Raw genomic sequence first — 13,643 nt, 5'->3', positions numbered from 1 at the left:
GATGTTTGTCTGTAATGTAAAAATAACGGACAAATGAACAGCTTCTGCGCCTGAAAATGTCTATAAACTTCGGTTATTAGACACTTTCATGTGTAAAGTGTCCATAAAAAGGAACGGACAGCTTCGGCCCGTTCCTTAATCATTCCTATTGCTCTTTATCCTCTTCTACGGCTTCTTCAGTATCTTCCGCCGGAGGGGCTTCCTCTTCGGTGGATGGCTCCTGATCTTCGAAAGCAGCGCTTTCTTCTGTTTTGTCACTCGTCCCTGCGGCCTGCGCAAGCATTTGAGCGCCTTCCCCGCCGGCAAAGTTCTCAAGCAGTGCCTTCATGTCGATACCGGTTGTTTCCTTTAACGTATCCTGCATCACCGCCATATTATTCGTGACGCTTCCTGCCAGGTTGGACACGCCCTGTCCACTTCCAGTGTCGATTACTTTGACACTGTCGATGTTATTCATCGGTTCCGAGACAGCTTTCGCAAAGTCCGGCATCATATTGATCATCATTTCAAGAACAGCAGCTTCGCCGTATTTGGACATTGCTTCGGCCATCTGTTCTTTCGCTGCCGCTTCGGCCTGCCCTTTATCGCGGATAATCTGGGCTTCAGCTTCCCCGCGTTTGCGTTCGGTTTCAGCCTGCGCTTCGGCTTCGGCGATCGTGCGGTATTTATCCGCATCCGCCTGCTGCTGGGAAGCGTATCGTTCCGCGTCCGCCTTTTTCTTGACTTCCCCTTCATACTGCTTTTCTTTGCGCTCGATTTCGATTTCTTCGAGTTCGGACTGCTTGGATAATTCGACCGCGCGTACATCCATTTCCTGTTCTTTCAGCTGCCGGTCATTGATACTCTTTTCAAGAGCATACGCCTGGTCCGCCTGCGCCCTTGCTTTTTCATTCTCCTGTTTAAAAGAGGACTCCCGGATTTCATTGTTTTTCCGGGCTTCGGCAATTTCTGTCTTATGTTTATATTCTGACTCTTCGGCTTCCTTATCCATCTGTGCCTGATGGATTCTCGTTTCGCGTTCGGCATTGGACTCCGCAATGTCCGCGTTTTTCTTTGCCTCGGCAATACGGGGACGTCCCAATGCTTCGAGATAGCCGTTCTCATCACGTATGTCTTTCAGTGCAAAGGACGTGATTTCAAATCCCATCTTCGAAAGGTCTTTTTCCGCCACTTCCTGAAGCTGCTCGTTGAACCGCTCCCGGCTCTGGTAAATTTCCTCCACGGTCAATGAAGACAATGCTGAACGAAGATGACCTTCAAGGACCTCAACAATTTCCTGATCTCTGTCGGACTTGTTCTTTCCGAGAAACTGCTCGGCGAAGTTGGCAATCTGATGGAGCGAACTTCCTATACGAACCATCGCAACGGCATCCGCGACCACCGGCACACCCTGTGACGTGTAGACTTCCGGCGTCTGCACCATAAGCTGTGATGTAGTAAGGTCAACGGGTTCCGCGACCTGAACAAGGGGCTTGATAAACACACCGCCGCCCCGCACGACTTTCAGCCGGCGCCCGTTCGTCTCGTCGGTAAATACATTCTCATCGCTGCCGAGACTTTTCCCGGTGATGATAAGCGCCTCATTGGACTTCGCCGTCTTATAACTCCGTTTGAACATAATGTAACCGATAAGGGCTGCGATAAGCAGAACAAGAATGACAGCACCAGTAATGATCAAACCTAGAACATCTTGTAAAAAATTCAATTATATACACCTCCTGAACATATTCTATACCATCATACGAACGATGACTATTCCCGTTTCAAATATTTAATATTTATCCCCCTATTTTCCGGATAGCAAAGCAAAAGCGCAGCTCTGTCCTGCAGGCTGCGCTTTCGTATGATTATTTATTATCCTCTGCCTCATCCTGAATTTCCTGCTGAAGTCCTTCAATGCTCTCTTCGCGCCGTTCATTTTTTTCTTCAATCTGCTGTTTTTCTTCCTCACTCAGCTCTTCGGCATGTGCCTTTTCATAGTCTCGTGCCTCATTTCGGTTTTGAAGCGTATGACCGATCGTGTTTTCAATCCGTTCCGCGTTATTGGAACGATCATCTGGTTTTGCCATAGATACATCACTCCTTCAAAAATGTCAGGTTTAGTATTACCATTGTAAAGACAGCCTATGTAAAAACGTGATGTATCAAGCAGTCACTGATGACATATACATCTTTTTAATCTGCAGAAAAAAGGAGTGATCTTATGGAGGACTGGCTGACAATGGATACTTGGCTCGGCAGCGTAGTAGAATTCAGCAGTAATATTTTATGGTCGTATCTGTTGGTTGGAGCATTACTGCTTTTGGGTCTGTTTTTCACGATAAAAACCCGCTTCGCACAATTTACGATGTTCAAAGAAATGGTGACTCTTTTAGCGCGCGGCACAGACCGCTCTGTATTTAAAGAAAAAAAGGGAACTACCCCGTTCCAGGCGTTCACCCTCAGTACGGCTGCAAGAGTGGGAACAGGTAACCTTGCCGGCGTGGCGATTGCTATTACCGCGGGTGGCCCGGGCGCTGTGTTCTGGATGTGGGTGATTGCGCTGCTTGGCGCCGCCACAGGTTTCGTGGAAAGTACATTAGCCCAAATGTATAAGGTGAAAGTAAAAAACGGCTACCGCGGCGGTCCCGCTTATTACATGGAAAGGGCTCTTGGCATGCGGTGGATGGGAATTTTGTTCGCAATTCTTATTACGTTATGTTTCGGTCTCATTTTTAACGGTGTTCAATCCAATACCATATCGCTGGCATTTACAGGTGCCTATGATGTAAAAGGCATTTGGGTCGGGGCAGCTGTTGCAATCATGATCGGCTTCGTTATTTTCGGCGGTATACGTCGTATTGCTGTCGTAAGCGAGATTATAGTTCCCTTCTTTGCCATTCTTTATATTATTACCGCCATCATCATTATGATCATGAATATAGGAATGCTTCCTGATGTCGTTTCCCTTATCGTCTCAAACGCTTTCGGCATTCGTGAAATTGCCGGCGGCGGTTTGGCAGCAGTTATCACAAATGGTGTGCAGCGGGGGCTTTTTTCAAATGAAGCCGGGATGGGGAGTGCTCCCAATGCCGCTGCGACCGCTCACGTAAGCCATCCGGTAAAACAGGGGCTTGTACAGACACTCGGCGTGTTTACCGATACACTGATTATCTGCAGCTCCACTGCGTTTATCATCGTTCTCGCCGGTGTGTATACTTCCGGTGAAACAGAAGGCATTCAATTAACACAGATGGCTCTTGAAACCCATCTTGGAGGATGGGCGCAAACCTTTGTGGCTCTCGCGGTTTTCTTTTTCTCTTTCAGCTCCTTATTGGGAAATTACTATTACGGTGCTAACAATATTGAATTCATTTCCGAAAACCCTGTGTATATTTACATTTTTAGAGCCGCCTTTTTACTTATGGTTATCCTCGGATCCATAAGCAGTCTGGATTTAATCTGGTCCCTTGCCGATGTTTTCATGGGATTGATGGCTCTGGTGAACTTGATTGCCATCGCCATGCTGACCAAAACAGCGCTGGCAGCTCTGAAAGACTACCAGCGCCAGCGCAGGCTTGGGTATGATCCGGTATTTTACAAAAACAGCATACCAGGACTGCAGAATCTCGATGCCTGGGAAGAAAAACCGGAATCACAAGACGCAAAAAAAGATGAATATTGACGAAAAGCCCGGTATAACACCGGGTTTTTCTTTATGAGCGGTGCTGAGATTTTTTTCTTAATTTCGAACAATCTCCTCTACATACTAGTCTAAAACCTCATACCATGATATTCTTGTTTCAGGTTACATAGCTTGGAGAATCTTGCCTTTAATTAGCAGATTACGCATAAGAGAGGAGGAACCTGCCATTTTTTACAGAAAAATCTCATATCCCATAATGGCAGCAGCCCTGTCCCTCTCTGTCATTCCGGCATTCACGGCGGATCAGGCGGAAGCCTCCGACCGGTATACGGATGTAGACAGCGGGTACTGGGCTGAAGAAGAGATAGAGTACTTAACGGAACACAGAGTTGCCAACGGGGACGCTTCCGGACAGTACCGTCCGGAGCAGCCGCTTACGAGAGCCCAGGCTTCCATCATGATGACAAACGCCCTCGGTGAGGGAGCACTGAATGCATCGTCCCCGACGTTTTCCGATGTTAATTCTTCATTCTGGGCTTACGGCAGTATTGAAAGAGCAGCAGCAATGGATATATTCCAGGGCAGTAACGGCAGCTTTGACCCAAATGGAGAAATTGAGAAAGCGCAGGTCGCGGCTGTGATTTCCAGGGCTTTCTTTGATCAGGCACAAGAGCCGGATTCATCGAGCGGATTCACAGACATAGACAGCGACTTTTGGGCACAGGAACATATAGCTGTCCTTGCCGATCAGGGCATCGTCCAGGGAAGCGGTTCGTTCGACCCCAATGACGAAGCGACCCGGGCTGAATTTTCCGCCTATCTGGCAAGAGCCATGGAACAATCGATGCAGTCCAGCGGAAACACGTCTTCCTCTCCCGATGATGAAGCATTCTCGGAAGAGCATGTAATGTATGAAGGAGAAGTTGACGCCGGTACTCCGCTGAATGTCAGAACAGGGCCAGGCACCGATTATCAGGCGGTGAACCAGCTTCAGAGCGGCACAGCAGTCGATGTCTATGACCGGTCAGGTGACTGGCTGAAAATAGAAAACGACGGGGACTGGGCTTACGTGCACAGTGCTTATGTGGGCAGCTCTGACAGTTCAGACGCCGATGAGGACACTCCGCAGGAACCGGAAGAAGACTCGAATGATGCCCCTTCCGAAGGAGTACAGGGCGATGTTATTTCGGTTGCGAAGGTGACCGTGAATAACCTCAATGTGCGCACCGAAGGAAGTACCGACGGTGATATTATCACCAAACTGCAGAGCGGCGACACGGTGGAAGTATACGAGCACACCGGACAAGACTGGGCCCGTGTTGATTACGGCAGCGGAGAAGGGTATGTACACCGCCATTACCTGCAGGAAAAAGAACCCGGGGCGGATGCACTCGAAGACCGCACCATCGTCATTGACGCCGGTCACGGCGATCATGATAACGGAGCCAGCGGAAACGGTCTGATTGAGAAAGAAGTGAATCTCGATGTGGCGCTGGAAGTGGAAGAACGTCTGGAAGAAGCCGGCGTGGACGTTGTGATGACCCGCAATGACGATACATTCCTCGGGTTAAATGAACGGGTGGAAGTTGCCGAGTCTGCAGATGCCGATGCGTTCATCAGCATCCATTCCAATGCCTATAATCAATCTGCAGAAGGAACGGAAGCTTTCTATAACGACCGTCACGAAGGTTCTGAAAGCCGCGCGCTCGCTTCCTCCATTCATCAGGAACTTGTTAAACAGACCGGCATGGTTGACCGCCGTGTCGCAGACGCAGGCTTTGTTGTCATCGAAAACACCACTATGCCGAGCAGTCTCGTGGAACTTGGCTTCCTGACCAATCCGGGCGACGCATCGCGGATGAAACAGGCTAATTATCCGGATAAAGCAGCCGATGCCATTTTCGACGGTATCGACAACTATTATAACTGGTAAACGAAAAAAGCACGGTTCCCTCCGTCATGCAGAGGAACCGTGCTTTTTTTTGTGTCTTTCATAGAGTTGTTCCATGTCCTCCAACCGGTCGTGAAGAGAAAGGATGACATAATAAACGATAATTTCTTTGGAAAATTGATGATGGTAGCGGTAGGAAATCATATCCGGATGCGTCTCCTGGATATGCCAGAAATGATGATCCACTTCAGAAATGAGATCGTGATGTTCTGTTGAGACCACATGTTCCGGATGCCGAAGGACCGTAATGATAGACTGAAAAGCCCTGCTGCACAATTCTTTTTCGCCTTCGTGGAAATTGTCCTCCACTTCTTTCAGCACAAACAAGCTGTTAATGTGATAAACCATCCTCTCGAGTGCCTCCAGGCGCCGATTTTCGTAAGTGAAGAAATCGATATACTTGGCACTGTAACGGTGGTATTTCCACTCTTCGCGCTGGTAATAGGCAAGGTCTTCTGCGCGATTAACTTCTTTTTGCAGCTGCTGAAAACGCTGCCTGGTCGATTTGCCGGCCGGTTTGTCTTCGCATAATTCCCGGGTTCTTTTTTCGAGCACTTCGGTAATTTCTCTCGTGATCTTCTCATTTTTCTCTGCAATCAGTTCCGAAAAACGCGGGTGAAGAATGGAGAAGTTCACGAGCGCTGACACGGTAAGTCCGATTGTTGTCGTCCCCGCCCGTTCCACAAAAGATAAAAAGTAAGTCCCTTCGGTTCCGGGTATCATGGCGACTGCCGTCAACGTAGCCACCAGCGTCCCCACCTCGAGGTGAAGCAGATTGCACGCATAAATGGTGAATACAGCCGCAATGGCGTAAGATGCTGCATTATGACCGAAAATCGAAACAGCCGTTACAGCCAGTGCGGCGCCGATAAGGGTGGCGGGAAAGCGTTTGATTCCTTTTCGTATCGATGCCGCCGCCGTAGGTTCGAGAGTGACGATAGAAGTAATAACAGCGAATGCAGCCGGAAGATTGAAAAAATTACAGATAAGCGCCGCCACATAAACGGCAATGCCTGTCTTAATCAGTCTGGCTCCAATAAATTTAAATTGCTTCTGTCGAATCTTTTCCAACATTGTAAAGCCCACTTCAATCGTTTACTCCCATCATATCACAATAGAAGCAGCTGTTCATCACTATCTCAGGGGTCGTATTTTCGTTTTCCACCCATTAAAATAAAAACATACCTATAGAAAAGGAGACCGCATATGTGGTGGTGGGAGTTCAGTCACAACGGCCCATCGTTTACATGGATGGGCCCGGCACACCTCATGGTATTCATAACCCTGGCAGTTCTGTGCGTTCTGCTTATTACCTTTCGCAGACGCCTGCGCCACACGAAAGCAGACCTCTTTATGAGGATCTTTTTTCCCACGGTGTTTCTGCTGGGAGAGCTGTCTTTTCAGATTTTTCTCATTACAAACGGAGCCTGGGATGTCTCTCATTCTCTCCCTCTCCAATTAAGCAGCTTCGTCTGGATGACAGCCGTTCTGTCCTTTTTGACATCGGGCCGCATTTGGTTTGAGATTACCTTTTTTGCAGGAGCCTCAAGCGCACTGCTGACACTCATTACACCGGATCTGGCCGATTACGGCTTTCCGCATTATCGTTTCTTCCACTTTTTTCTTACCCACGGGCTCGTTATCGCCGCGGTCTGTTATATGATTGTCGTGGAAAAACGGGAGCTTTATTTTTCCTCGATTTTCCGTACGTGGGGTGTTTTGAATCTTTATTTGGTATTGGTGGGCTTCGTGAATCTTCTGACGGGCGGAAATTACATGTACATCATGGAAAAGCCGGTCCAGGCCACCCCATTTGACTGGCTCGGCCCCTGGCCCTATTATCTTTTATCCCTGGAAGCCGTAGCTCTTGCTGTGTTTTTCGGGATGTATTATGTGTACAAAAAAACCATTATCTCCTGTCGCAGCTTCCGCACTAAGCAAAAAAGATGAGGTTCAGCGCGGCCAGCGTAACAATCAGCCCGGCAAATCGTTTTATATGATGCTGGGATAAATGTTTAAACCATTTCATCCCGAGCCTGGATCCGGTAATGACACTCAGCACGCCGATTACAAAATACAGCAGCAGGTTCGCATGAATATCACCGCTCACTCCATGCATCAAGAGCGTAGTCAGACCGGTTACCAGAAACACAGCCTGGATATTGGCTGTATATTCGTATTTGTCTTTACATACCATCAGAAAATAAAACACAAAAAAAGGACCGCCGACAACGAACACACCGCCGATAAATCCTCCGAGTACGCCCATACTGATCGGAAGAGCCGGGTGTTCACGGCGTTTTTCTGTATCGGGATTATTCTGAAAGAGAATGAAAAATACCATGCCGATCAGTACAAAACCCAGCACCTTTTTTAATTCATCCATTTCCCCAAAGTTATGCAGCACAAAGTACGCGCCGATTCGTCCGGCAACCGCCGCGCCGAGTAATACAGCCAGACGGCGGATATTAATATGGGAATACACTTTCAAAAAAATCGTCAGGCAGGTTACGAGTGCCAGAGCCATAACGAGCAGGGTGCTGTCTTTCACCGAGAATAAAAACGGAAGAAAACTCATCGCGAACAGACCAAAACCGAATCCGCTCGCCCCCTGAATAAAACTGCCGATAAATAGTACAACGAAAATAATGATAAGTTCTGTAAGCATAGATGTAATAAAACCCTTCTCTCCTGCGGCATCATGATATGTTTCATCATTGTACCATGATTCCCTGAAAGAGGCATGGTTATGAATTATGCTGTTCAATGGGAAGAAGGAGCATGCAGCCATAAGCAGCAAAGGAAGGCGGCGGGCTGGAGGTTCATGCGGCGGTGGACATTACTATCGAAAAATAACGGCGCAGCGTCCACGGATCTCCATTTGGTGAACACTACGCCGCTGAAATCTGGTATTAGTGGGTGCGGACTGAAATCAACGGACACTACCTGCCGGCGGGGAATTCATAGTGTCCATGAACACTGCTTCCGTGGACACTATGAACGATTCCCGACGGTTTAGTGTCCACGGAGTGTCACAGCCGTACAGCCCCGGAGATGCAGCTTTTTTTCAAGGATGCTCTTATTCCTGTTTCTCTGTGTCGTGCCCGCCGAATTCATGACGGAGGGCTGCCACCACCTTGCCTGTGAAGGTATCGGTTTCCTGGGAACGGTACCGCATCATCAAGGACAGGGCGATCACGGGCGCCGCCGCTTCATAATCAAGCGCTGATTCCACCGTCCACTTCCCTTCCCCGGAAGAATGCATCACACCGCGGATATCATCAAGGTTCGCATCTTTTTTAAATGCCCCCCCCATCAATTCCATCAGCCATCCCCGGATGACAGATCCGTGATTCCAAACTTCTGCCACCCCTTCATAATCATAATCAAACGGGCTTTTTTCGAGAAGTTCAAACCCTTCCCCAATCGCCGCCATCATCCCGTACTCGATTCCATTGTGAATCATTTTCAGATAATGACCGCTGCCGCCTTCTCCTGTATGAAAATAACCTTTTTCTACAGATAAATCATCAAACAGCGGCTCCAGCTCTTTCTGAAAGATTTCTTTGTTTCCGCCGATCATGAAGCAGGCTCCGTGCCTTGCTCCTGATATTCCGCCGCTTGTGCCAACATCGAAGAAATGAAGGCCGCGTGCTTCCATGTTTTGATGATGTTCCATTGATTTTTTGTAATGAGAATTACCAGCTTCAATGAGAATATCACCTTCATCCAGCAGCGGTGCCGTCTCATCTAGTACCTCATCCGTCACCGTACCGGATGGAACCATCACCCAGATCACTCTCGGAGCTTCCAGCTTTTGTACCAGTTCCTCTATGGAAGCAGCACCTTCTCCTCCGGCCTCCTTGAATGTTTCTACCACTTTTGGATCGACATCAAAAGCTGCCGGCTCATGTTTTTTTTCCAGCATCTGAAGGCCGACATTGTATCCCATTTTTCCTAATCCTATTAATCCTATCTTCATATTACGTCTCCTCTTTCTTTAAACAAATAGACTGAGCACTAATGCGACGCCAAAGCCTGTAAAACCGATAATTGTTTCCATCACGGTCCATGTCTGTAATGTTTGTTTTTCGGTCAATCCAAAATAGCGGTTGACGAGCCAGAAGCCGGAATCGTTCACGTGTGAGAACACAGTAGCGCCGGAGGCAATCGCGATGACAAGCAGACCAAGCATCGGTTCGCTGACATCAAAGTTCTTTATAACCGGTGCAATAAGGCCCGCTGCCGTTACCATCGACACGGTCGCCGACCCTTGCGCCACACGGACGACCGTAGCTGCAATAAAGGCAAAGACAATCAGCGGCATGTCCATTCCCTTCATCGCTTCGGACAGCAGATCGCCGATGCCGGAATTGATCAGCATTTGTCCAAATACGCCGCCGGCACCGGTAACAAGAATGATAATACCCGCCGGTTCCAGTGCTTTTGTCGTTATCTGCTGAATATCTTCTTTGGAATACCCCTGGCGGATTCCGAATACATAAAAGGCTAACAAAGAAGCTGCAATCAAGGCAACGAACGGATGGCCGATAAAGGTGAGAACGGTCTGCCACGTATTGTCATCTTCTAAGGCAGCATCTGCAGTGGTGTTCAATAGAATCAGAATCAAAGGCAGCAAAATAATGCTTACAATACTGATGAAACTTGGCAGATCACGTTGGTCGTCGATTTGATCAACCTGCTCCATCATGTAATCCGGCACCTGTACATGAATCTTGTTTCCTATATATCGGCCGAAAACCGGTCCGCCCAGAATCATCGCCGGAATACCGGCAATGGCGCCGAAAAGAATTACCCAGCCAAGATCTGCATTAATAATAGTAGCCACAGATATTGGTCCCGGAGTCGGTGGAATAAAACTGTGTGTGACGGCCAAACCTGCAAGAAGCGGTATGCCGAAATGCAGAAGTGACTTTTTCGTTCTTTGCGTCAAACTGTAAATAATCGGTATGAGTATAATAAGAGCTACATCCAAAAATACGGGGATGGAAATAATAAACCCGGTTAACCCCAGCGCCCATGACATGTTCTTTTCCCCAAATTTATTCATCAGGGTTAAAGCTAGGCGTTCAGCGCCTCCCGAGACGCGCAGCATTTCACCGAACATGGACCCAAGACCGATGATAACAGCGACAAAGCCAAGGGTTCCCCCCATACCTTCTTCGATTGTCGAGATAATTTTTGCAGGCGGCATGCCCACAGCCAGTCCAACAAGTATACTGACCATGAGAAGAGCAATAAAGGCCTGCAGTTTCGTTTTCATTACTAAAAATAGTAGAGCAATAACGGCAAGAACAGCTACAATAACCAGCCATGCTGTAGATTGCATGATAGCACCCCTTTCAATTTCTAATCAGATGATGATAACGTTCTTCCACCGGTCGCGTGTCTGCGCTGCACTTCTGAGATCGCTTTAAATTCATCGTGCAGTCCTCTGGCAAGTCTCAGAAAAATTGGTTTTATGTCACGGTACGCCGTCACATTTTTCTCCACCGGCTGATGTCTGATCGTAGTTTTGATAAGATCTCGGACACTTGATAAATCAGGGACCATATCCAGTGCATACATCGTGAGCCAGGCTGCTCCGAAGCAGGAGCCCTGATGACTCTCAGGAATCACAATGTCCTCTTCAAAAATATCAGCCATCATCTGCCGCCACAGCTCAGAACGCGCGAATCCTCCGCCGCAACGGTATTCCTGCGGCTGTACTCCCGATTCCGTCAATGCGATAACCACAGAATACATCTGGTACATGACACCTTCGAGTACACTCCGCACCATATGATCCCGGCCGTGATTCAACGTCAGACCAAAAAATACCCCCTTCGTATCCGAATCCCAGAACGGCGCCCTTTCCCCCATGAGATAAGGAAGAAAAACAAGACCAGCTGCACCAGGCTGAATAGCTGAAGCCCGTTTCGTCATTTCATCAAACGTACTTTCATCTTGAGATGCCGATGCTCCATCAAGATCCGGATAAAGCTGATCCTTGATCCACTGAAGAGCAATACCACCGTTATTGATCGGCCCGCCGATCACCCATTTGTCTTCCGTCAGTTCGTAGCAGAAAATTCTTCCTTTAGGATCAAGTGTAGGTTTATCGACGACTGTCCGCACTGCCCCGCTCGTCCCAATGGAACAGGCAGCCTGCCCCGGCGAAACCGCACCGGCCCCGATGTTGGCCAGGACTCCGTCACTTGCTCCCATCACAAACGGCGTATCGGGATCGATATCAAGTTCGGCCGCAGCTTCACGTGTCATGCCTTTCAATATATAAGTTGCAGGAACCAGTTCTGACAGCTGATCTGCCGTGATGCCTGCTGTTCTTAACGCTTCGTCATCCCACTGTTTCGTTTTGAGTTGAAACAGCCCGGTTGCTGAAGCGATAGAATGATCCACCAGGAAACGACCGAATAATTGATAAACAATGTATTCCTTGATCGATATCCACTTGGCAGCCCTTACAAAAATGTCCGGCTGGTTCCGTTGAAACCACATCAATTTCGTCAGCGGAGACATCGGGTGTACCGGCGTTCCTGTCCGGAGATACAGCTCGTGGCCGCCATTTGCCTTCAGTTCCTCCGCTTCTTTTACCGAACGCTGATCGGCCCATGTTACGGCATTTGTCAAAACATTCCCGCTGTGGTCCAAAGCAAGCAGACTGTGCATCGCAGCACTGAACCCTGCACCTGCCACTACTGCCCCTTTTTTCTGAACCGCATAAACGATGTGTGACAACGTTACCTTAACCGCTTTCAAAATTTCTTCAGGATCCTGTTCCTTTCGTGAAGGATCCGGTGAATGCAGTGTATATTCCACTTCCTTCTCCGCCCAAATTTCTCCATCCACGTCATATGCCAGGCATTTCGTGCTTGTCGTACCAATATCAAGGCCGATAACTACCTGTCTGCTCATATTTATCCCTCTCATTTCCAACCTGCCAAACTGTTGCGGGTTCTGTTGATAAATCAGTAAATATTTTTTCTTATAATCGAATTATACAAGAAATTTTTTTTAGTTCAATAGGTTTTTCGAAAAATTTTTCATCTCTGTGCTTTTAACGAAAAAAATTTTCATTTAAACTGTAAATAAGACTTTAGACGAAAAGGAGCCCGGCCTTATGAATGAAGACAACACCACCCACGTCCTGCACCGCATTCGTTCTTCCTACCCTCAATTAAGTGAAAAAGAACAGTTGATTGCCGACTACATTCTCAAGCATCCCGAATCCATCGTGCATTCCACCATCAACCAGATCGCCGACGAGCTGATGATTGCGGATGCGACAGTCTTTCGTTTCTGTAAAAGGCTTGACTTCAAAGGCTATCAGGCACTCAAAATTGCTCTTGCCTCCGAACTGGTTCACCCCATTCAGGATATTCATGAAGAAATTAATGAAACAGATTCCGAAATGGAAATTTTGGCAAAGGTATTCCAGGCGAATATGAATGCGGTACAGTTCACGAAGGAAATACAGGAAAGCGCCGGTTTTCGGCAGGTGCTCGATCATATACTGAACGCAGACCAGCTCCATTTCTACGGAAACGGCGGGTCGGGAATAACGGCGCAGGACGGCCTGCATAAATTTATCCGCACCGGCATTCCGTGTTTTGCTTATACAGATACCCACATGCAGCTCATGGCTGCCTCGCAGCTCACCGAAAAAGATGTTGTCTTTTTCATTTCTCACACCGGTGCTAATAATGACCTTCTCGAAGTGGTCGAAACCGCGAAAGAAAATGGCGCCGTAACCATCGGGATCACAAATCTTGCTAAGTCCCCATTAAGCAAACAGGTGGACGTCTGCCTTTACACGGCATCGGAAGAAACAGACTACCGTTCAGAAGCCTTGTCATCAAGAATTGCCGAACTCTCCCTGCTTGATGCGTTGTATGTCAATTACAGTGTGAAAACAAAAGACAAAACCCAGCAGGCTGTAAATAAAATGAGAAAAGCGATATCAAAGCGCAGGGTATAGCACAAAAAAATCCGAATGAACTTGATGCGTTCAAGTTCATTCGGATTGATTACATATTCATTTGTTTC

The 13,643-nt window shown here is 47.9% G+C and carries 12 protein-coding genes; 5 read left to right on the top strand and 7 right to left on the bottom strand.

What is annotated here, in order from left to right:
• Nucleotides 1-145 precede the first annotated feature (145 nt).
• Both BM124_RS10435 and tlp read right to left on the bottom strand, forming a co-directional pair.
• Nucleotides 146-1,618, bottom strand: a complete 1,473-nt coding sequence (locus BM124_RS10435; protein ID WP_093337516.1) for a flotillin family protein — start codon at nt 1,616-1,618, stop codon at nt 146-148.
• Between the two features lie 229 nt (nt 1,619-1,847).
• Complete coding sequence (gene tlp / locus BM124_RS10430; protein ID WP_093337386.1) at nt 1,848-2,069, bottom strand: small acid-soluble spore protein Tlp; 222 nt, start codon at nt 2,067-2,069, stop codon at nt 1,848-1,850.
• A gap of 152 nt (nt 2,070-2,221) precedes the next feature.
• On the opposite strand from tlp, the gene BM124_RS10425 reads away from it, so the two are divergent.
• Nucleotides 2,222-3,664, top strand: coding sequence for an alanine/glycine:cation symporter family protein (locus BM124_RS10425; protein WP_170841105.1), 1,443 nt, complete (start codon nt 2,222-2,224; stop codon nt 3,662-3,664).
• Nucleotides 3,665-3,881: 217 nt separating this feature from the next.
• On the top strand, nt 3,882-5,558 hold the full coding sequence (locus BM124_RS10420; RefSeq protein ID WP_093337383.1) for an N-acetylmuramoyl-L-alanine amidase: 1,677 nt from the start codon (nt 3,882-3,884) through the stop codon (nt 5,556-5,558).
• Between the two features lie 24 nt (nt 5,559-5,582).
• On the opposite strand, the gene BM124_RS10415 is transcribed toward BM124_RS10420, so the two are convergent.
• Nucleotides 5,583-6,650, bottom strand: coding sequence for an FUSC family protein (locus BM124_RS10415; RefSeq protein WP_093337381.1), 1,068 nt, complete (start codon nt 6,648-6,650; stop codon nt 5,583-5,585).
• A 132-nt stretch (nt 6,651-6,782) separates the two neighbouring features.
• Between BM124_RS10415 and BM124_RS10410 the strand changes: the two genes are divergently transcribed.
• Nucleotides 6,783-7,526, top strand: coding sequence for a YwaF family protein (locus BM124_RS10410; protein ID WP_093337379.1), 744 nt, complete (start codon nt 6,783-6,785; stop codon nt 7,524-7,526).
• Here the strand turns inward: BM124_RS10410 and BM124_RS10405 are convergent.
• Nucleotides 7,510-8,343, bottom strand: coding sequence for a sulfite exporter TauE/SafE family protein (locus tag BM124_RS10405; protein WP_244504304.1), 834 nt, complete (start codon nt 8,341-8,343; stop codon nt 7,510-7,512). The genes BM124_RS10410 and BM124_RS10405 overlap by 17 nt on opposite strands.
• Here BM124_RS10405 and BM124_RS18565 point away from each other — a divergent pair.
• Nucleotides 8,326-8,595 carry a hypothetical protein gene (locus tag BM124_RS18565; protein WP_139217114.1) on the top strand — a complete coding sequence of 90 codons (270 nt, stop codon included), beginning with the start codon at nt 8,326-8,328 and terminating at the stop codon, nt 8,593-8,595. The two genes, BM124_RS10405 and BM124_RS18565, sit on opposite strands and share 18 nt — an antisense overlap.
• A gap of 60 nt (nt 8,596-8,655) precedes the next feature.
• Here the strand turns inward: BM124_RS18565 and gnd are convergent, their stop codons facing one another.
• From gnd to BM124_RS10390, 3 genes are read right to left on the bottom strand one after another with little or no spacing between them, the layout of a single operon-like run.
• Nucleotides 8,656-9,558 carry a phosphogluconate dehydrogenase (NAD(+)-dependent, decarboxylating) gene (gene gnd / locus BM124_RS10400; RefSeq protein WP_093337376.1) on the bottom strand — a complete coding sequence of 301 codons (903 nt, stop codon included), beginning with the start codon at nt 9,556-9,558 and terminating at the stop codon, nt 8,656-8,658.
• Nucleotides 9,559-9,576: 18 nt separating this feature from the next.
• A complete protein-coding gene (locus BM124_RS10395) occupies nt 9,577-10,926 on the bottom strand; it encodes a GntP family permease (RefSeq protein ID WP_093337375.1) in 1,350 nt (449 codons plus the stop codon).
• Nucleotides 10,927-10,946: 20 nt separating this feature from the next.
• A complete protein-coding gene (locus tag BM124_RS10390; RefSeq protein WP_093337373.1) occupies nt 10,947-12,512 on the bottom strand; it encodes a gluconokinase in 1,566 nt (521 codons plus the stop codon).
• 205 nt (nt 12,513-12,717) lie between these two features.
• Here BM124_RS10390 and BM124_RS10385 point away from each other — a divergent pair, with 205 nt between their 5' ends.
• Nucleotides 12,718-13,575 (top strand): MurR/RpiR family transcriptional regulator, encoded by an 858-nt coding sequence (locus BM124_RS10385; protein WP_093337372.1) that lies wholly within the window; start codon nt 12,718-12,720, stop codon nt 13,573-13,575.
• Nucleotides 13,576-13,643: the final 68 nt, after the last annotated feature.

It is taken from the genome of Salibacterium halotolerans (genome assembly GCF_900115625.1).
Taxonomy (GTDB): domain Bacteria; phylum Bacillota; class Bacilli; order Bacillales; family Marinococcaceae; genus Salibacterium; species Salibacterium halotolerans.
Note: the sequence above shows the minus strand (reverse complement) of the source record. Positions and strands in the feature narration are given on the sequence as shown.